The sequence below is a fragment of the Solwaraspora sp. WMMD406 genome (assembly GCF_029626025.1).
GTDB lineage: Bacteria > Actinomycetota > Actinomycetes > Mycobacteriales > Micromonosporaceae > Micromonospora_E.
The window spans coordinates 1,493,551-1,512,353 of record NZ_JARUBF010000001.1 but is presented as its reverse complement, the minus strand read 5'-3'; the positions used below and the strand labels follow the sequence as shown (position 1 = coordinate 1,512,353).

Below are 18,803 nucleotides of genomic sequence, written 5' to 3'. Positions count from 1 at the left end.
CGGTGGAACCGGAAGCCGCCGCGTTCGACACCGGAGCCGAGGTGGCCGCAGCGGTGGAGGCCTGGGCGGCGTTCGACGCCGGAGCGCCGCCGGTGAGCTGCGGGGTCGCGCCGAGGAACTCCTCCCGGGGATCGTGCAGCTGACCCAGCGCCACCACCTCGCGCTTGAGGAACAACGCCAACGTCCAGTCGACGATGACCCGTACCTTGCGGTTGAGCGACGGGATCCGGCTCATGTGGTAGGTCCGGTGCATGAACCAGGCCGGCAGCCCGGTCATCTTGATGCCGTACACCTGCGCCACGCCCTTGTGCAGTCCCAGGCTGGCCACGCTGCCGGCGTGCTTGTGCCGGTACTCCACCGGCTGCTGCCCCCGGATCACCGCCAGGATGTTGTCGGCAATGGTCCGCGCCTGCCGTACGGCGTGTTGGGCGCTGGGCGAGCAGTAGGCCCCCGGCGGGCCGGTCAGGTCCGGCACCGCCGCGCAGTCCCCGGCGCTCCACGCGCCCTCGACGACCTGATCGCCGTCGGTCACCTGCAGAGTCGGTCGGCAGCTGATCCGGCGCCGCTCGTCACGCGGCAGGTCGGTCGCGTCCAGCATCGGCGACGGCTTGACCCCGGCGGTCCAGACGATCGTGTCCGCGCGGAAGCTGTCGCCGTCGGAAAGCGTCACGACGCCGTCGACGCAGGACTCCAGCCGGGTGTCCAGGCGGATGTCCATCCGCCGTTTGAGCAGCTGCTGCACGGTGTAGGCGCCCATGTCCCGGTCCACCTCGGGCAGCACCCGTTGGGTCGCTTCGACCAGCACCCACCGCATGTCGTCCGGCTTGAGCTCGGGGTAGTACCGCAGCGCGTCGCGCGCCATGTCCTCCATTTCGGCGAGGGCTTCGATCCCGGCGTAACCGCCGCCGACGAAGACGAACGTCAACGCGGTACGGCGTACCTCCGGGTCGGCCGTCGCCGCCGCGACGTCGAGCCGCTCGAGTACGTGGTTGCGCAGGTAGATGGCCTCGCCGATGGTCTTGAAGCCGATGCCGTGCTCCCGCAGACCGGGAATCGGCAGGGTCCGGGACACCGAACCGGGTGCGACGATCACGTGGTCGTACTCGATCTCGCGCACCGGGCCGACGATCGGCGCGACGGTGGCGACCTTGCGGGAGTGCTCGATCCGGGTCACCGCTCCGGCGATCACCCGGCAGCGGCGCAACTCCCGACGCAATGGCACCACCGAGTGCCTCGGCGAGATGTTGCCGGCGGCGGCCTCCGGCAGGAACGGCTGGTAGGTCATGTGGGGCTGCGGGTCGACGACGATCACCTCCGCCTCGCCCCGACGCATCTTGCGGGACAGGCGCAGGGCGGCGTAGAGACCGACGTGCCCGGCACCGACGACAAGGATCCGCTGCGCATTCACATCGCCATCTTCCTCCCGTCCGCCTCTTGACGTCGCGTTCAAAGCCAGATATGTGACCCAGCACGCGGGTGTGAGTCGCCGCACTCATCGCCACGCGCCGCTGGCCCGAACCCCGGACGCCCAGTGCTCGGACACCCGGGCCGCGTCAGCGGCGCCCGACGGGACACCCGGGCCGCGTCAGCGGCGCTTTACAAGCCAGGTGAGCAGCGCCGTGGCGCTGACCGCGACCGCCAGGCCGGCGACCGCCGCGAGCAGGAACGGCTGCCCGGCCGCCCGGCCGGCGACGGTCAGCAGCAGCACCACCAGCACCGCCGAGGCGAGCAGCACCAGGCCGGTCCGCAGCAGCCAGCGGACCACCACCTCCGGCGCGAGCAGGACGTCGTACGGCACCGCCGCGACCAACGCCGCCAGCGCATGCGCCAGGTAGAGCAGCGATCCGACGGCGAGCAGCCGCCACAACTGCACGGGTACGCCGTACCCGGTGGTGGCCAGCAGCCAGCCAGCCAGCCCCACCAGGACCGCCAGGGTGGGTGCGTGTCCGCGCGGTGCCAGCGCCGGCAGCACCGCGACCAGCAGCAACGCCACACCCACCCGGCTGACCAACACCTCCACCGGGTACGCGACGGCGAAGGCGAGCAGCACGGTCGCGCCGAGCGCGGCACGCAGCAGCACCGGGGCCAGGGTGGCCCGGGTGAACACCGTACGGACCGTTTCCACCCGGTCCCGGACGGCGGTGATCACCGCAGCACCGCCTTGGGTGCCGACGCCAGCCGGGCCACGTCGCGCAGCACCTGGTCGAGGCTGCCCGCGCCGGCCCAGGCGACCACCGGCACCCCGTGCTCACGGAGTTGGCCGATGGTGTTGTCCCGCTCCAGTCGCCACAACCCGGACGCCACCTCGGTCCACTGGCTGGGTTTCGGTGGCGGGCTCACCGTGCCCGGCAACGTGTCCACGGCCACGACGATCCGGCCCGACCGGGCCATCCTGGCCAGCATCGCCGCCGACCGGGGATCGACCAACGGGGTGAGCACCACGACCAACGCGTCGGAGGAGAGCAGCTGCGGGCCGAACACCTGGTCGTAGGGCTCGTACGGGGACGGCTCCGGCGCCACGTCGAGCAGCCATTCCAGGACGGTCAGGTACTGCCGCCGGCCGGTCGCCGGCCGCAGCCGCCGCGCCGACGGCCCGTACTCCAGCATCGCCACCCGGTCGCCCCGGTGCAGGTAGTGCTCGGCGATCGCGGCGGCGGCGCGGACCGTGGTGTCCAACACCGAGGCGCTGCCGGACACCCCGCCGGAGTGCCCGACCTCGGTGAGCACGTCCAGCAGAAGCACCACTTCGGCGTCGCGGTCGGACAGGGTCGCGGCGACGTGCAACTGCCGGGCCCGCAGCGACACCCGCCAGTCGATCCGCCGGAGCCGGTCGCCCGGCCCGAAGATCCGTACCCCGGCGAGTTCGCCGCCTTCGCCGGGCCGTCGGGACCGGTGGCCGCCGACCAGACCGGCCGCGCGGGGCATCGCTTCGTCGGCGTCGAACGGTTCGATCACCGGATACACCGGCACGCCGACCGGCTCGGCGACCAGCGGACGGCAGGCCAGCAGACCGTCACAGGCCACGGCGCGGGCGGCCACCGGTCCGATCGGCTGGCGACCCCATCGCCGGGCGGTGCCGTGCAATTCGAAACCGGCCGCCGTACCGGTCGGCACCACCAGGGCGACCGGCCGGTCCGGCACTCCCCCGCTGGGGCGGCGCCGGTCACCGTCACCGGTGGCGAGGCGGTCGAGCGCTTCGGCGTAGCGGGGTGCCCCGGCCGGGTCGACCGACGCGTCGTCGTCGGACATCCGGGCGTACGGCAGCAGCCCGTACTGGTCGATGCGCAGCCACTGCGACACCAACGCCCGGACCACCACCAGGTCGTACCCGGCGTCGTCGGGGTTGGCCACGGCGACCGTCGCGGCCACCTCGCCCCCCTCGACCAGGTGGGCGTCGACGGCGGCGAGGTCGATGACCGGGGCGTGCGCCGGGCGTCGGCGCAGCGCGTACGCCGTGCCGAGAGCGAACGGCGCGGCGAGCGCGACCAGATCGACCCGGCCGAGCACCACCCCGACGATCAGCAGCACCCCGGTGACCAGCACCGCTCGGCCGAGCGCCCGGGTGGGCACCCATTCGGTGGCGGTCACCTCGGCCGGCCGTACGTCGGATCGGTGCCCGTCATGACGCACCACGCCGCCCGCCGGCGGCCTGGCCCGGACCGCCGAACCCGCCCGCGTAGCTGGGCAACGCACCGCTGGCCGGCGCCGGCGTCTGCGCCAGCACCTCGCCCACGACGAAGGAGGGGTCCACCCGGCGCAGCCACATCTCGGGGCGCAACGTGATCCGGTGCGCCAGAGCGGGTGCGGCGACGTCCTTGACGTCCTCCGGCACGACGAAGTCGCGGCCGGCGAGCACCGCTTTGGCCCGGGCCAGCAGCAGCAGCGCCAGCGAGCCGCGTGGCGACGCGCCGACCAGGACGGACGGGTGTTCCCGGGTGGCCGCGGTCAACGCCACGATGTAGCGGCCGATCGAGTCCTCCACCACCACGTCTTCCAGGGCGGCCTGCATGGCCCGCAGGCCGGCGGCGTCGACGACGGCGGTGAGTTCGGTCTCCTCCTGGCGGCGGGAGATCCGCCGACGCAGCACCTCCCACTCCTCGTCGTGGCTGGGGTAGCCGAACGACACCCGCAGCAGGAACCGGTCGAGCTGCGCCTCCGGCAGCGGATAGGTGCCCTCGTACTCGATCGGGTTCGCTGTCGCCAGCACGTGGAACGGGACCTCCAGCCGGTAGGTGACCCCTTCCACCGACACCTGCTTCTCCTGCATCGCCTCCAGCAGAGCGGCCTGGGTCTTCGGCGGCGTCCGGTTGATCTCGTCGGCGAGCAGCAGGTTGGTGAAGACCGGTCCGGCGCGGAAGGTGAAGTCGGCGCTGCGCTGGTCGTAGAGGAACGACCCGGTGACGTCGGCCGGAAGCAGGTCCGGGGTGAACTGCAACCGGCGGAAGTCCAACCCGAGCGCCTGGGCGAACGACCGGGCGGTCAGCGTCTTGCCCAGGCCGGGTAGATCCTCCAGCAGCACGTGCCCGCCGGCCAGGATGCCGGCCAGCACCAGTTCGAGGGCGTCGCGTTTGCCGACCAGGACGGTGCCGACCGCGTCCAGCACCGCGTGCGCGAGTCGGCTGACCTCGGCCGTCGGGGCCGTCACCACGTCGTTCATATTCTCTCCAATTGGCCGACGAACATCGCGCAGTCCTTGACCGACGGTTTACGCCGGGTACGGGTGTCCAGGAAGTCCCACAGGTGCTCGCCGAGGATCACGCGGGCCCGGTCCGGGTCACTGGCCCGGGTCAGCCCGTGTCGCTGGCGCAGCCGCTCGTCGGCCAGTTCACCGAGCAGTGGCAGCACGGTCTCGGTGAACCGGGTCGCGTCGTGCTGCGCGCCGCGCAGCTGGTGCTCCCACCGCCGCACCGCCTCCAGCAGGCCGTCCTGGCTGGTGAACACGTAGCTGCCGTCTTCCGGGTCGGCGCCGACGCGGCGCAACCGGATCGGCGGCGGCGGTGTCACGGACCGCAGGATCCGGCGCAGCAGCACCAGCGCGAGACATCCGGCGAAGACCGCCACCACCGGTACGGCCAGCCCGAGCATCCGCAGCCCGAACACGAGCACGGCGGTACCGGCGGCAGCGATCAGCAGCGCGGTGAGCCACGACACCAGGCCACCGCGCCGGGGCTTGTCCCGCGCGGGCGGCTCCTCCTCGTGGTAGAGCAGGTCGTCGATGCTGGTCGACTGGTCACTCATCGCCACCACCACCGCTCACCCATCCGCGCCACCGCCGCTCACTCATCGCCACCACCGCCAGCGGTTCCCGCCGTGGCGCTCGCGGTGAGTTCGCCCCGCAGCCGCCGCAGCGCCGAGCGCGCCTGTTCCCGGGTCCGTTCGTCGACCGGGTGCCGGGCGTACCGCGCTTCGCGGTACACCCCGGCGAACGCCGACAGCACCTCGCCGCTGATCGCGTGCCCGGCGAGCAGCCTGGTCACCAGGTCGGTGGGGGTGTCGCCGATCTGCCGAGGGGTGCCGGCGGCGGCGGCCGCCTGCTCCAGCCGTACCCAGCAGGCGATCACCGCCCGGCGCGGATCGGCGTCGGCGTCGGAGAGTTCGACCAGCCCGGCGTCGACCGCGGCCACGACCTCGGCAGCGCTGGTCGGTCCGGAACCGGACGTGCGGCGGCGGCGCGGCGCGGCCAGCGCCGCCGGCCGGACCCGGCGGCGGAGCAGATCACGGACGAGTGTCCACAGCAGCAGCCCGACGACCACGAGCACCGCCGCGACACACACCCCGGCCGCGAGCATGGCGATCCAGGACGGCGTCGCGCTGGACTCGGCGGCGAAGTCCTCGGCGGGCGGTACGAAGGTCGGGGCGGTCTGCGGCTGCTGGTAGTCGGGCAGGGCGGGGACGTCCCGTTCGATTCCGGTGTCGGTCCGGCTGACCGGCAGGGTCGAGTTCGCCGCCGCGACCGTGGTCAGGGCGAGCAGGACAGCGACGGCCGCGAGTGGCCACAACCGACGGAGAGCCGCGAAATCCATAGCCGACGTGATGCCCCTCGAATCCTCCACTGGGTCGGACGCCCTGGTCAGTCCCGCTCCATCAGGCGGTGCACCTCGGTGAACACCGCGTCGAGCATGGCGGGGGTGAGCCGTCCGGTGAACGTGTTCTGCTGGCTCACGTGGTAGCAGCCCAGCACGTCGGGAAGCTGCCCGCCGCCCGACCAGTGTGCCGCATGCCCGAACCTGGGCCGAGGTGTGGGCGCGGGTCGGCCGTACACCTGGGCCATCGCCGGCCACCAGGCCGCCCAAGCGAACGCACCCAGCGCCACCACGACCCGCAGGGTCGGCTTGAGCAGGGTGAGCTCCCGACGCAGCCAGGGAGCGCAGGTGTCCCGCTGATCCGGCGTCGGCTTGTTCGCCGGCGGCGCGCAGCGCACCGCCGCCACCACCCGGGTGTCCCGCAGGCGGAGCCCGTCGTCGACCGAGACGCTGGTGGGCTGGTTGGCCAGCCCGGCCCGGTGCAACGCCGCGAACAGCACGTCCCCGGAGCGGTCGCCGGTGAAGACCCGTCCGGTGCGGTTGCCGCCGTGCGCGGCCGGCGCGAGACCGAGGATCAGGATCCGGGCGTCCGCCGGACCGAAGCCGGCGACCGGCCGGCCCCAGTAGGTCTGCTCCCGGAACGCCGCGCGGCGGGTCACCGCGACCTGTTCCCGCCAAGCGACCAGATCGGGACAGGCCCGGCAGGCGGTGCTGGTCCGGTCCAGCACCGCCAGATCCGGCGCGGCCGCTGCGGCTGCCACGACCTCGGCTCTGGTACGGGTCACCGCGGCTCCTTCCGGCGTCGGTCGGCGTCGGTCGGCGTCGGTCGGCGCGGCGGGCTCAGCCGGCCGGGCTCAGCCGGCCGGGCTCAGCCGGCCGGGCTCAGGTGGCCGGCCACCTCGCCAACCGATCAACCGAGTCGGATCCGGAACAGCTCCAGGGTCCGCGCCCAGGCCCGCGACGACGCCACGTCGTCGTAGGACTCCGGGCGGTCGTCGTTGAAGAACGCGTGCCTGGTGCCAGGGTAGTCGTAGACGACGCACTCGCCGCTGGCTGCCTCGATGTGGCCTCTCGCCTGCTGGATCCCGGCCGCCGCCGACGTACCGTCCTCCTCCGAGCAGTGGATCACCGCCGCCTTGCCGCCGTAACCCGACCAGTCCGGGCGCATCCGTTCCCACGGCAGCACCGGGTAGAAGCCGGCCGTCGCCGCGATCCGGTCGGTGAGGGTGGCCGACCAGAGGGCCAGACTGCCGCCGGCGCAGAAGCCGACCGTACCGACCCGGTCCCCGGCTGATTCGTCCCGCTCGACCAGGTACTCCGCCGCGCCCGCGATGTCCTTGGCGGCCTGGTCCATCGCCAACCCCATCAGCAGCCGTCGGGCCTGGTCCGGCTCGGTCGCCTGCACACCGTGGTAGAGATCGGGTGCCAGCGCGACGAATCCGGCCTCGGCGAGCCGGTCCGCGACCGCTGTGATGTGCGGCACCAGGCCCCACCACTCCTGGATGACGATGACCGGCGGGCCGGTGACCGTCGCCGGGCCGGTGGGGTCCTCCCCGTCGGGTGTCGGCACGGCCAGGTATCCCGTACTGGTCCCGCCGTTGCTGCGGTAGCTCACCATCTCACCCATGGGGTGCCCTCCTGTCGGTCAGTCATCGTTGGCTGGCGCGCAGTGGCTCACGTGTCCGGGTAGCCTGCCACGCCCCGACCAGCGTGGGGAAGGCGCGCGGACGGTGGCGTACGCCTCTTGGTGACCTGCCGTACGTGCGGACGTCACCGGACGTCACCTCGATCGGAGGCCCGGCCGCCGGCTGGCGCGTGGACGCTACGGTGACCGGCATGCGTGCGGGGACTGATCTGCTCGGCCGGCTCGCCGCCGCCTCCGGCACCTATCGTGGGCGTGGCGACGGTACCGAGATCGGTCCGTTCGTGGCCCGGATGGTGGTCACCACGGCGCTGTCCGGGCGGGCGGTGACCATCGACTACGAGGCCACCAACGACCGCAACGGGCTGGAACACCTGGAACACACAGTGCTGGTCGTCGGCCCGGATGGTCGACTCGAACTGCACGTCGCCTGCCTGGAGCTGCCCGGCGTGGTCCGGTTCACCCAAAGCTCACCGGATCAGTTCACCGCCTACGAAGGGCCGCTGGTGGCCCGGATCCAGTTGACGCTGCCCCGGCCGGAGACCATCAGCTACGGCTGGTGGTGGTCGCGGGACGAGGCCCCGCCACGCGAACAGTCTCGCGCCGACCTGCGGCGGGCCGGCTAGCAGCGGTCCTACTGACGCGTGCCGGCTAGCAGCGGTCCGGCCGGCTAGCGCAGGCTCAGGCAGATGCCGTCGAGGATGTCGTGTTCGCTGGCCACGACGGAAGACACCCCGGCCCGTTCCATGATGGTCCGGAGCACCAGGGCACCAGCGGCGATCACGTCGGCCCGGCCGGGATGCATCACCGGTATCCCCAGTCGCCGCGCGACCGGCATGGCCAGCAGGTCAGCGGTCACCTCGGCCACCGCGTCGTAGCTGATCGTGGCGTGGTGCAGCAGTTCGGGTCGGTACTCGTCGAGCCCGAGCGCGATCCCGGCGACGGTGGTGACCGAGCCGGCCAGCCCGACCAGGGTCACGTCCGCCGCCGATCCGGCCAGACCAGTCGGACCCGCCGAATCCACCGGTCCCGATGGATCCGATGGACCTGCCGCATCCGCCGGTCCCGACGGCCGTACCGCCGGTCCCGACGGCCGTACCGCCGCCAGCGCCCGGTCGACCGCGTCGGCGACGTCCCGCTGCGCCGCCTGGATCTGCTCGGCGGTCGGTGGGTCCGCCGTCAGGTGGCGCTCGGTCATCCGTACGCAGCCGATGTCGACCGACACCGCCTGGTCGACGCCGTCGGTGCCCCGGACGAACTCGGTGGAGCCCCCTCCGATGTCGACCACCAGGTACGGGGGTCGTGCCGTCCCGGCCAGCCCGCCGACGGCACCGGCGAAGGTCAGTCGGGCCTCCTCGTCGCCGGTGAGCACCTCGGGGGTGATCCCGAGCGTCGCTTCGACCATCGCCACGAAGTCGGCGGCGTTGCTGGCGTCGCGGCTGGCCGAGGTGGCGCACATCCGGACCCGGTCGACACCGAGACTGTCGATCTCGGCGGCGTACCCGACCAGCGCCCGCCGGGTCCGTTCGATGGCCGCCGGGGCGAGCCGGCGGGTCTGGTCGACTCCCTCACCCAGCCGGACGATCTCCATCCGGCGGACCACGTCGGTCAGCGGCTCGGCCGTCAACTGCTCGGCCGCCGGCGCGCCGGCGCCGCCGGCGGCAAGGTCCGCCACCAGGAGCCGGATCGAGTTGGTTCCGCAGTCGATCCCCGCCACCCGCTTCGCCACGCCGCCACCATACCGGGCCAGGTCAGAGATGGATGAGCATGCGGGTGTTGCCGAGGGTGTTGGGCTTGACCCGCTCCAGACCCAGGAACTCGGCGACGCCTTCGTCGTAGGAGCGCAGCAACTGCTCGTACACCTGGGCCGGCACCGGCGCCCCGTCGATCTCGACGAACCCGAAGGTGGCGAAGAACCTCGTTTCGAAGGTCAGCACGAAGACCCGGGCCACCCCCAGTTCGCGGGCCGTGGTCAGCAGCTCGGCGACGATCCGCTGACCGATCTTGCGGCCCCGGCACCGCGGGTCGACCGCGACGGTACGGATCTCCGCCAGGTCCTCCCACATCACGTGCAACGCGCCACAGCCGACGATCACGCCGTCGCCGGTACGTTCGGCGACCCAGAACTCCTGGACGTCCTCGAACAGCGTGACGGTGGCCTTGCTGAGGAGCCGGCGGTCGGGGCTGTAGAGGTCGATCAGCCGGCGGATGCCGCGTACGTCACGGGTGCGCGCCCGCCGGATGACGACCTCGCTGTCCGGCTCGGCCCTCGCTGTCGTCGGCAGGGGCGGCTCAGCCATCGCGGTCGGTCGGGGCTTCGTCGACGGCGACACAGGGTCCGGCGGACCACCACGCTCCGGCCAGTTCCCGTACCTGGTCGCCGATCGGGTTGACGCCCGGACCGACGGCGAGCGCGTGGCCGAGATGGACGTGCAGGCACTTGACCCGCCTCGGCATCCCGCCGGCGGACACTCCGGCGATCTCCGGGACCTGGCCGATCGCGTTTCGGCGGGCCAGGTAGTCCTCGTGCGCGGCCCGGTAGCTGGCGGCCAGGTCGGGATCCTCGGCGAGTCGCTCGGCGTACTCGCGCATCAGCCCGGCGGACTCCAGCCGGCTGCACACCGCGACCGCCCGGGGACAGGTGAGGTAGAAGAGGGTGGGAAACGGCGTGCCGTCGGCGAGCCGAGGCACCGTCTCCACCACGTCGGGCAGCTGGCACGGGCACCGGTGCGCCACCGCCCGGGTCCCCCGGGGCGGCCGGCCGAGCTGGGCGGCGACCGCCGCGAGATCGCGCTCGGTGGCCGGTTCGGCGGTCATGGTGCCGTCCCCTCCGCGTCGGCGGCCCGGACGCTGGACCAGAGGGTGTCGTACCACGGGTCGGCGGGAGCCGTCTGGTCGCCTGGACCGGCCGGGAGCTGGCCACCAGCGTCCCGAGCGGCGCCCTGTGGATCGTGCAAGACCAGCAACGGCACCTCACCGGGATAGACCATGTAGAACCGGCGTTTGGCTTCGATCCGAATGAAATCCGGATCTTCCCACCGCTCCGCCTGCGCCGACAGGTCCTCGATCCGTTCCCGCTGCGCCTGCTGGGCCTGCTCCATCCGGGCGATGTCGGACTGCTGACTGAGATAGACCCGCACCGGGTACGTGTACGCCAGCGCCAGCGCCACCAGCACGACCAGCAGCACCGTCGCCCGTCCGGTGAACCGGTTGGGCTGCGGAGCCGAGGTCCGTTTGACGGGTCCGGGCGCGGTCCGTCGGGCGGCGGCCGGGCGGGCCGAGGGACGGCCGGGGTCGGCGGTCCGGCCACCAGCGCGTCGGCCAGCTCCACCCCGTCCAGCGGTACGCCCGGTGGCGGCCCGACCGGCGGTCGGGCGGTCACCAGCGGTCCGGTCCAACGGGATCGGCGCCCCCCGTTGCTCCCCACGGCCGACGGCGTCCCGGCCGGCGGACCGCAGCGGACCACGCGCCCCCGACCGACCCGGATGGCTGGGACGCCGGGCCGGGCCCTGGCCACTCGGTGTACGCCGTTGCGTCACCGTCGTCACACCCCTGTCCGGACTGTCGATCGCGTACCTGACCGGAGCCGTCGACGGGAATCGATCCGCCGACGGCTCCGCGACCTTGTGAACGGCGAGACGTTACGCCGAACGGTACCTCGGAAACGCGCCGGCACCGGCGTAGCGCGCCGCGTCGGCAAGCTCCTCCTCGATCCGAAGCAGCTGGTTGTACTTGGCGACCCGCTCGGAACGAGCCGGGGCACCGGTCTTGATCTGCCCGCATCCGGTCGCCACCGCCAGGTCGGCGATCGTGGTGTCCTCGGTCTCACCCGACCGGTGGCTCATCATGCAGCGCAGCCCGCTGCGGTGGGCCAGCTCGACCGCGTCGAAGGTCTCGGTGAGCGAGCCGATCTGGTTCACCTTGACCAGGACGGCGTTGGCCGCCTGCTCGGCGATCCCCCGGGCGATCCGCTCCGGGTTGGTGACGAAGAGGTCGTCACCGACGATCTGGATCCGGTCGCCGAGCGCGGCGGTCATCGCCGACCAGCCGGCCCAGTCGTCTTCCGCCAACGGGTCCTCGATGGACACGATCGGATAATCACCGACCAGCTTGGTGTAGTAGGCGATCATCTCGTCGGCGGACTTGTTGGCGCCTTCGAAGACGTAGGATCCGTCGGAGTAGAACTCGGTGGCGGCGACGTCCAGCGCCAGCACGATGTCGGTGCCCAGCTGGTAACCGGCGGCGGAGACCGCTTCGGCGATCAGGTCCAGCGCGGCGGCGTTCGTCGGCAGGTCCGGCGCGAAGCCACCCTCGTCCCCCAGCCCGGTGGCCAGGCCCTTCTTCTTCAGCACCGCCTTGAGCTTGTGGTAGACCTCGGCGCCGGTCCGCAGCGCCTCGCGGAAGGTCGGCGCACCGATCGGCGCGATCATGAATTCCTGCACATCGACATTGGAGTCGGCGTGCGCGCCGCCGTTGAGGATGTTCATCATCGGAACCGGCAGCAGATGCGCGTTCGGTCCACCAAGGTAGCGGAACAGGCTCAGTTCGGCGCTGTTCGCGGCGGCCTTGGCGACAGCCAGGGAAACGCCAAGGATCGCGTTGGCGCCGAGACCCGACTTGTCCGCCGTACCGTCGACGTCGAGCATCTTCTGGTCGATCAGCCGCTGTTCGCTGGCCTCGTAACCGACGAGCTGATCGACGATCCGCTCCTCGATGTTGGTCACCGCCTGTTCGACGCCCTTGCCGGCGTAGCGGTCGGCGTCGCCGTCACGCAGTTCCAGCGCCTCGAACGCACCGGTGGAGGCGCCCGACGGCACCGCCGCCCGCGCGACCGTACCGTCGTCGAGCCCGATTTCGACCTCGACGGTCGGATTTCCGCGCGAGTCGAGAATCTCTCTGGCGACGATCCCCTCGATGGTAGCCACTCTGTCGCTCCTCGTAATCACAATTCCCGCAGGCCGCTGCGGTGCGGCCGACCGTTCCGGTGGAAGCGTAACGGGCGACGACCGCCCTGCGGGCACGGCCTCCGCGACAGACGGGACACCACGCCCGAAAACCGTCCGCGTACGACTCGACACCAATAGCGAACATTGATGACAACGAGTTTGCGGCCGGTCGACCGGATCAGCCACGCTGTCACCATGCGTGCACCCCGGAAGCTGGCCCGCCTGTTGACGGCGGCCACGGCCGCCAGCACGCTGTCGCTGGCCGCCGGGTGCGACACGCTCGCCGACGCCGGCCAGTCGATCCAGCCGGCCGATCTGGTCAACGACCTCGCCGCCCGCCTGGCCGGAGCCAGCGCGTTGACCTACTCGGCCGAGTATCAACTGGCCGGTGGAGCCAGCGCCAGCATCATCCAGGCCCAGGATCCGCAGCGCACCGCGTACGTGTACCCGGGCGGCAAGGTGATCGTGACCACCGAGGCGACGACCGAGTGCGAGGCCACCGACACCCGCCCGGTCTGCACCGTGACCGATCCCCCGGCACCGTCGGCTCGGCCGGATCCGGCGACCCTCACCGAGGTCAACGCGGGCGGCCTGATCACGCCACCCGTCGTCATCGCACTACTCGACGCCACCGCCCTGGACCCCACGGCGGTGGTCGCCCAGAACGACACCACCATCGCCGGTCGGCACGCCACGTGTGTCCAGGTCAGTCAGGTACGCAACGCCGCCGCGTCCCGCTTCGACGCCTGCGTCACGACCGAAGGCGCGCTGGGTAGCTTCACCGGGGTGGTCGATGGACAAGCCGTCGAGATCGCGATAAGCCGATACCGTGACACCGTCGACGAGACCGCCTTCGACCTGCCCCCCGGTGCCCGGTCCATCGATCGACGACCCGGTGCCGCATAGCCGCGACATGCCGCCGACGCCGCCGCCCCACCCGATGCCGCCGACTCCGTCCGGTCGGTTCGTGCCGGACGCGGGTAGACCGGACCCGGCCGACCAGGTCCGCCCGGCCGACGTCTGCCTGGTCGTCGCCGGACGGCGGTTACTGCTCGGGCCGGACGGATGGCTGCCCTACGTCGCCGACCTGCCGGCGCGGACCGAGTGGATCCCGCTGGGCGCCCTCGACGGCGGCCGGGTCTGGGCGGCCGAACTGCCCGCCGTCGACGAACAGCTCGGCTCCTGGCACAGCTGGCCGGCGATCGCCAGCAAACTGGGAGAACCACTCGCGGCGTTGGCCGGCCGGGCGTTGCAGGTGGTCACCTGGCGGCGTACCCATCGGTTCTGTGGTGCCTGCGCCAAAAGCTCGACGACGTCCCCCGCGAACACGCCCGGCGCTGCCCCGACTGCGACCTGTACGTGCCCATGCAGCTCTCCCCGGCGGTGCTGGCCGCGATCACCCGGACCACCAGCGATCCCGTACGCCCGGGCGGTGAGGAACTGCTGCTGGTCCGGCACACCTACGGCCCGACCGCCATCTGGGCCCTGGTCGCCGGCTTCGTCGAGGCGGGCGAGTCGCTGGAGGAGGCGGTCCACCGGGAGGTCGGCGAGGAAGTCGGCCTCGACGTGCACGACGTGACCTACTTCGGCAGCCAGCCGTGGGCGATGTCCGGGCCGGGAGTCGTGCTCGCCGGCTTCACCGCGCGGGCCGCGCCCGACGCCCAACCAGTGGTCGACGGACGGGAGATCGCCGAGGCCCGCTGGTTCGCCATCGACGACCTACCCGCCGAACTGCCCGCCGCCTATTCGATCTCGCGCTGGCTGATCGAACATCAACGGAACCGGCCCTCAGATCGACAGTAGGGCCGGCAGGTGCCGGGGCGGCGGCGAGCCGTGCGCGAGCATCGCGTCGTGCCACTGCCGGACCGGCGTACCCGCCGGCCGGGCGGCGGCGACCTGCGCGACCTCGGTGTAGCCGACGAAGTACGTCGACAGCTGAGTCGACGTCAGCAGGGCGCGACGCCACTTGCCGGCAGCCTCGCCCTCCTCCTGGAAGCCCCGTCCGGTCAGCAACGCCATCGCCTCGTCCTGCGGCAGATCCGCGCAGTGTGCCAACTGGTCCAGGATGGCGTTGAGCGTCATCCGCAACTGCATCTTGAGCTGCTGTAGTCGTACCGCCAGACCGCCGAATCCGGCGTCGGCCATCAGCTCCTCGGCGTACACCGCCCAGCCTTCGACGAAGGACCCGGACCGGCCGATGGCCCGGACCCGGGTGGTGCCCAGGAACCGACGGGCGTGGGCGAGCTGCAGAAAATGGCCCGGCATCGCCTCGTGCACGGTCAGGTCGCGGACCATGTGGTCGTTGTACTCCCGGTAGAACGACTCGACCCGCGCCGGCGACCAGTCGGACGGCGTCGGCGCGATGCAGTAGAAGGTCGGCACGTCGGCGTGCTCGAGCATGCCGGGCGGATCACAGTAGGCGATGGCGACGCCGCGGGCGAACTCCGGCATCTCCTGGATCACGCACCTGTCGTCCACCAGGGACACGAGATCGTGGGCCGCGACGAACTCGACGGTCTCCCGCATCGCCACCGTCGCCAGCTCCACGATGGACGAGTCGTCCGGGTGCTCGGCACCGAGCCGGTCCAGCGCGACCCGGACCGTCTCGTCGGTGGCCGGCCCGCCGGTCAGCTCGGCCGCCACGGCCCGGATCTCGTCGGTGAGGCGTTCCAGATTGGCCCAGGCCCGGTCCAGGATCTCGGCGGCGGTCAACTCGGTGTCGAGGGTGTGCCACAACCGCGCCTCCCACAGCCGTCGGCCCAGTCGCGGATCCCGACGATCGGTGTCGCGGTCGAGGCTTTCGCGCAGCCAGCTGGCGAACTCGTCCAACGCGGCCGTCGCTTCGGCGGCCAGCGGGTCGACCCGGCCCCGTAGCCCGGGTTCCTCGGCCAGCAGCAGGGGCACCCGGTCGCGTACCAGCGCGGCGGCCCCGGCGAACTGCCCGGCGGCGGTCTCGGCGTGGATCGCCGGCACGCCGCGCAGCGTCGCACGCGCGGTGGCCAACACGTCCGGTACGGCGCCGAGCCGCCCGGCCAGACTGGTCAACCGCTGCGCGGCCGGCGCGAACGGGCGGGCGATCAGGCTGTGCAGCAGCGGCCCCGGGTTGTAGACCAGCGGGTTCCACTCCCGGGCCCGGACCTCGGTCAGTTCGAACAGCTGTCGGTCGACGAGCGCCGACAGGATCGCGTGATCCACCCGCTCCTGGACGCCCAGCGCGTCGGCGTCGACCTCGGCGAGCGCGTTGGTGGCATCGAGCAGCATCGTCGCCGTGCCGGCGACCGCGTCGGCCGACAGGTCCGGCAGCCGGTCGTCGACCCGATGGTCACCGGCCAACGAGGCCAACGCCGGGTCGCCGGCCAGCAAGGCGTCGACGATGCGTTCCGCCAGAGGTACGAACGGTGCCATGCCACCGACCCTAGGTCATCCCACCGACACCAGCCCCATGGTGATCCACTTCGGTCCTGCGACGCGACACGCCGCAGGGCTGCCCGTTGAGGCGGCACGGATCAAGAATGGCCTCGGGCAGCACGTCCAGGTAGGGTCTTCCGGTTCCCGCCGGCAGCGGCCAGCGAGCCGAAGACGCGGTCGGTTCTGGCCGGGACTCGCCACCGGTAGTCCCGCTTCCCTTTGCGCAGTCGAGAAGTCGCCGATCATAGGTGACGAAGGCGACGAGCTCCGCCCCGGACTCGTTCATGAGTACCTGGGCGGTGGCGAGGTGGATGGCGTCGAGGCTGCGCATCGTCGGCTGGGCAAACGCGGCCGCTGTCGCACGGATCGTGCTGTCGATTTCCAACCGGAACAGCCGCCCGACGGCAGCAGGCACTCCCACCAGGGCTTGCGGGGCGGTCGACGTGGCCTGTGGGCGGCCGGACGGCGGTGGAAGAATCACCGATCATGAGCGAGCAGGCCGGCCCCGACGAGACCATCCACGAACCGACCGACTCCGCCACGCCGACGTCCTCGCACCGGCGGCAGCGGTGGACCCGCCGTGCCCCCTGGCTCGCCTTCGGCATCGCCACCACGGTGCTCGTCGTCGACCAGCTGACCAAGCTGTGGGCCGAGGCGACCCTGGCCCGGGGCGAACGGACCCCGCTGATCGGCGACGCGCTCGGCATCCAGCTGATCTACAACCCGGGCGCGGCGTTCTCCATGGGTGAGAACACCACCTGGGTGTTCACCATCGCCGCCGCGATCGGTGTCGGCGTCACCGCCTGGTTCGCCACGCGGGCCCGCTCCCGAGGCTGGGCGGTGGCGCTCGGCCTGGTCCTCGGCGGGGCGTTCACACACCTGCTGGACCGGCTGTTCCGCGAGCCGTCGTTCGGCCAGGGCCACGTCGTGGACTTCATCGCGTACTTCGACTGGTTCATCGGCAACGTCGCCGACATCGCGCTCTTCTTCGGCGTCGTCACGTTCCTGACCCTGGAGCTGCGCGGCATCCGGCTGCGCCCGGACCCGGCGGACCCGTCAGCTCCTGGTGGTGGCGGCGCGGACGGCGTCGACGTACGCGAGCGCGGCCCGGCGTAACGCCCCTTCGGCGTCCAGACCGTCGGCCCGGGCCCGCGCGACCACCGCGAGCAGGTGCGCGCCGAGCCGCGCCGACGGGTCCGCGGCCGCGTCCGGCTCCGGCAGCGGTACGTCGACCCCGGCCCGCCCGGCCCGGTGCAGCACCTTGTCGGCCAGCGACAGCGCCGGCTGGGCGAGCACGATCCCGTCCATCGGTGACGGTGCGCCGCCAGCGCCGGCGGCGGCACCCGACGCCGCCCGCTCGGCGGCCTTGATCTGCTCCCAGTTGTCAATCACTTCTTCCACACCGTCGACCCGCACACCGGCGAAGACGTGCGGGTTGCGGCGGATCATCTTCGCCACCAGCCCGCCGGCCACGTCGTCGACGTCCCAGCGTTCGCCCTCGGGTAGCTCCTGGGCGAGCCGGGCGTGCAGCACCACCTGCAGCAGCACGTCACCCAACTCGTCGCGCAGCGCCGCCAGGTCACCGGCGGCGATCGCGTCGTACGCCTCGTAGCTCTCCTCGAGCAGGTATCGCGCCAGGGAGTCGTGGGTCTGCTGCCGCTTCCACGGGTCCCCACCGGGTGAGGCGAGCCGGTCCATCACCTCGACGGCGTCGAGCAGCCGGGCCCCGGGCGGATCCCAGGAGCCGTACATCAGCTCCAGCTCGGCCAGGCCGGGCTCGCGGGCTAGGCGCAGCCCGAGCCGGCGGGCCAGATCCTCGTCACCGGCCGGACCGGCCAGCCAGACCGCGGTGCCGTGTTCGGCGGCCGCCGCCAGCAGGGTCTCCTCGACCGGCTCCACCGCCGAAGCAGGCTGCGGGCCAGGCACGATCACGGTGCCGCCGGCGACGCTGATCGCCGTGGTCAGCTCGCTGTCCGCTCCGGCGAACACCGGAAACCGGCGTACGGTGTCCCACGCCTGTGCCGTGAGCAGCCCGGCCGGCAGCCGGGGCGAGGTGACCAGCAGGACGATCCGCGCGGTCACTGCCGTTCGGAGACCGTACCCGAGTCGCCGTCACCCAGCGGGATGCCGACCGCGACCACGTTGCCCTGGGCGGTCTGGAAGCTGAGCACCGGGAACTCCAACGGACGGTAGCGCGGGTTCACCGACACGTCCTGCTCGGCGGCCGCTTCGGCAATCGCGTCGCGGGCGGCCAGCGAGGAGCGCAGCTGATCGCCGTCGAGTTGGCTGGCCGCTTGCTCGTCGGTGACGTCCTCCGGGATGACCCCGGCGGCGCGGCCCCGGTCGACCAGCTCCTGCAACTCCTCCTGGGTCGGCGCCACCTGCTCGCCGCCGCCCTGCAGCCCGGAGACGCAGGTCCACGCCTGCGCCGACGCCTGGACGTATTCCGAATCGGCCGGCAGACCGAACTGCTGCGCGTACTGCTCCGGGGAAATCTGCTGACCGCCGGCCGGCACGTCGAGCTGCGCGCAGACGTCGGCCAGCACCAAGGCGCTGACGACCTGCTGTCGGGTCGGCGCCGGCGGGGCGCCCTCCGGAGCCGCGCCATCCGCGCCGAGCTGCTCGTTGAGCTCGTCGACGAGGCTGGTCACCTGCTCCTCGGTGTACTGCTGGTCGCCCACGTAGGCGGCGACCCCGGGCTGCGCCCGGCAAGCGGACAGTGCGGCGACCCCGACCAGGGCAATGACGGTGATCGACGCCAGGCGACGGACACGCTGCATGGAC

General features: G+C 72.3%; 21 protein-coding genes and 1 pseudogene. 4 read left to right on the top strand and 18 right to left on the bottom strand.

From position 1 onward, the window contains the following. Window positions 1–115: 115 nt before the first annotated feature. The 8 genes and pseudogenes from O7632_RS06910 to O7632_RS06875 all read right to left on the bottom strand — a co-directional run. Window positions 116–1,408 (bottom strand): annotated as a pseudogene (locus O7632_RS06910) (NAD(P)/FAD-dependent oxidoreductase); the annotation flags it as partial. 177 nt (window positions 1,409–1,585) lie between these two features. After that, a complete protein-coding gene (locus O7632_RS06905; protein WP_278119896.1) occupies window positions 1,586–2,146 on the bottom strand; it encodes a hypothetical protein in 561 nt (186 codons plus the stop codon). Beyond that, window positions 2,146–3,588 (bottom strand): DUF58 domain-containing protein, encoded by a 1,443-nt coding sequence (locus O7632_RS06900; protein WP_278112363.1) that lies wholly within the window; start codon window positions 3,586–3,588, stop codon window positions 2,146–2,148. The genes O7632_RS06905 and O7632_RS06900 overlap by 1 nt, the downstream gene beginning before the upstream one ends. A 31-nt stretch (window positions 3,589–3,619) precedes the next feature. After that, window positions 3,620–4,657 (bottom strand): MoxR family ATPase, encoded by a 1,038-nt coding sequence (locus O7632_RS06895; protein ID WP_278112361.1) that lies wholly within the window; start codon window positions 4,655–4,657, stop codon window positions 3,620–3,622. Next, window positions 4,654–5,238, bottom strand: a complete 585-nt coding sequence (locus O7632_RS06890) for a hypothetical protein (protein WP_278112359.1) — start codon at window positions 5,236–5,238, stop codon at window positions 4,654–4,656. Before O7632_RS06890 ends, O7632_RS06895 begins: the two co-directional genes overlap by 4 nt. Before the next feature lie 38 nt (window positions 5,239–5,276). Continuing rightward, window positions 5,277–6,023: a DUF4129 domain-containing protein gene (locus O7632_RS06885; RefSeq protein ID WP_278112358.1), complete on the bottom strand. Its 747-nt coding sequence runs from the start codon at window positions 6,021–6,023 to the stop codon at window positions 5,277–5,279. A 47-nt stretch (window positions 6,024–6,070) separates the two neighbouring features. Further along, the gene (locus O7632_RS06880; protein ID WP_278112356.1) at window positions 6,071–6,808 is read right to left on the bottom strand and encodes a uracil-DNA glycosylase; all 738 of its coding nucleotides are present in this window, start codon (window positions 6,806–6,808) and stop codon (window positions 6,071–6,073) included. 125 nt (window positions 6,809–6,933) lie between these two features. Then, on the bottom strand, window positions 6,934–7,650 hold the full coding sequence (locus O7632_RS06875) for a dienelactone hydrolase family protein (protein ID WP_278112355.1): 717 nt from the start codon (window positions 7,648–7,650) through the stop codon (window positions 6,934–6,936). 209 nt (window positions 7,651–7,859) lie between these two features. Here O7632_RS06875 and O7632_RS06870 point away from each other — a divergent pair, with 209 nt between their 5' ends. Further along, the gene (locus tag O7632_RS06870) at window positions 7,860–8,291 is read left to right on the top strand and encodes a hypothetical protein (RefSeq protein ID WP_278112353.1); all 432 of its coding nucleotides are present in this window, start codon (window positions 7,860–7,862) and stop codon (window positions 8,289–8,291) included. Window positions 8,292–8,335: 44 nt separating this feature from the next. On the opposite strand, the gene O7632_RS06865 is transcribed toward O7632_RS06870, so the two are convergent. From O7632_RS06865 to eno, 5 genes are all read right to left on the bottom strand, one after another. Further along, complete coding sequence (locus O7632_RS06865; protein WP_278119895.1) at window positions 8,336–9,382, bottom strand: Ppx/GppA phosphatase family protein; 1,047 nt, start codon at window positions 9,380–9,382, stop codon at window positions 8,336–8,338. 34 nt (window positions 9,383–9,416) lie between these two features. Beyond that, window positions 9,417–9,965 (bottom strand): amino-acid N-acetyltransferase, encoded by a 549-nt coding sequence (locus O7632_RS06860; protein WP_278112351.1) that lies wholly within the window; start codon window positions 9,963–9,965, stop codon window positions 9,417–9,419. Then, entirely contained in the window at window positions 9,958–10,482 is a 525-nt protein-coding gene (locus O7632_RS06855) for a DUF501 domain-containing protein (RefSeq protein ID WP_278112349.1), read from the bottom strand. Before O7632_RS06855 ends, O7632_RS06860 begins: the two co-directional genes overlap by 8 nt. After that, a complete protein-coding gene (locus tag O7632_RS06850; protein WP_278112347.1) occupies window positions 10,479–11,204 on the bottom strand; it encodes a septum formation initiator family protein in 726 nt (241 codons plus the stop codon). The genes O7632_RS06855 and O7632_RS06850 overlap by 4 nt, the downstream gene beginning before the upstream one ends. 102 nt (window positions 11,205–11,306) lie before the next feature. Continuing rightward, the gene (gene eno, locus O7632_RS06845; protein ID WP_278112345.1) at window positions 11,307–12,590 is read right to left on the bottom strand and encodes a phosphopyruvate hydratase; all 1,284 of its coding nucleotides are present in this window, start codon (window positions 12,588–12,590) and stop codon (window positions 11,307–11,309) included. Between the two features lie 216 nt (window positions 12,591–12,806). On the opposite strand from eno, the gene O7632_RS06840 reads away from it, so the two are divergent. Further along, window positions 12,807–13,517 (top strand): hypothetical protein, encoded by a 711-nt coding sequence (locus tag O7632_RS06840; protein ID WP_278112343.1) that lies wholly within the window; start codon window positions 12,807–12,809, stop codon window positions 13,515–13,517. 139 nt (window positions 13,518–13,656) lie between these two features. Here the strand turns inward: O7632_RS06840 and O7632_RS06835 are convergent, their stop codons facing one another. Beyond that, window positions 13,657–13,890 (bottom strand): hypothetical protein, encoded by a 234-nt coding sequence (locus tag O7632_RS06835; RefSeq protein ID WP_278112342.1) that lies wholly within the window; start codon window positions 13,888–13,890, stop codon window positions 13,657–13,659. 86 nt (window positions 13,891–13,976) lie between these two features. Between O7632_RS06835 and O7632_RS06830 the strand changes: the two genes are divergently transcribed. Continuing rightward, on the top strand, window positions 13,977–14,414 hold the full coding sequence (locus O7632_RS06830; RefSeq protein WP_278119893.1) for an NAD(+) diphosphatase: 438 nt from the start codon (window positions 13,977–13,979) through the stop codon (window positions 14,412–14,414). Here the strand turns inward: O7632_RS06830 and O7632_RS06825 are convergent. Then, entirely contained in the window at window positions 14,400–16,016 is a 1,617-nt protein-coding gene (locus O7632_RS06825) for a DUF885 domain-containing protein (RefSeq protein WP_278112341.1), read from the bottom strand. The two genes, O7632_RS06830 and O7632_RS06825, sit on opposite strands and share 15 nt — an antisense overlap. Before the next feature lie 10 nt (window positions 16,017–16,026). Further along, window positions 16,027–16,500: a hypothetical protein gene (locus O7632_RS06820; protein WP_278112340.1), complete on the bottom strand. Its 474-nt coding sequence runs from the start codon at window positions 16,498–16,500 to the stop codon at window positions 16,027–16,029. 5 nt (window positions 16,501–16,505) lie between these two features. Here O7632_RS06820 and O7632_RS06815 point away from each other — a divergent pair, with 5 nt between their 5' ends. Then, complete coding sequence (locus tag O7632_RS06815; RefSeq protein WP_278112338.1) at window positions 16,506–17,135, top strand: signal peptidase II; 630 nt, start codon at window positions 16,506–16,508, stop codon at window positions 17,133–17,135. Here O7632_RS06815 and O7632_RS06810 read toward each other — a convergent pair. Both O7632_RS06810 and O7632_RS06805 read right to left on the bottom strand, forming a co-directional pair. Further along, window positions 17,076–18,101 carry a MazG family protein gene (locus O7632_RS06810; protein WP_278112336.1) on the bottom strand — a complete coding sequence of 342 codons (1,026 nt, stop codon included), beginning with the start codon at window positions 18,099–18,101 and terminating at the stop codon, window positions 17,076–17,078. The genes O7632_RS06815 and O7632_RS06810 overlap by 60 nt on opposite strands. Then, window positions 18,098–18,799 carry a hypothetical protein gene (locus O7632_RS06805; protein WP_278112334.1) on the bottom strand — a complete coding sequence of 234 codons (702 nt, stop codon included), beginning with the start codon at window positions 18,797–18,799 and terminating at the stop codon, window positions 18,098–18,100. The genes O7632_RS06810 and O7632_RS06805 overlap by 4 nt, the downstream gene beginning before the upstream one ends. Between the last annotated feature and the right edge of the window lie 4 nt (window positions 18,800–18,803).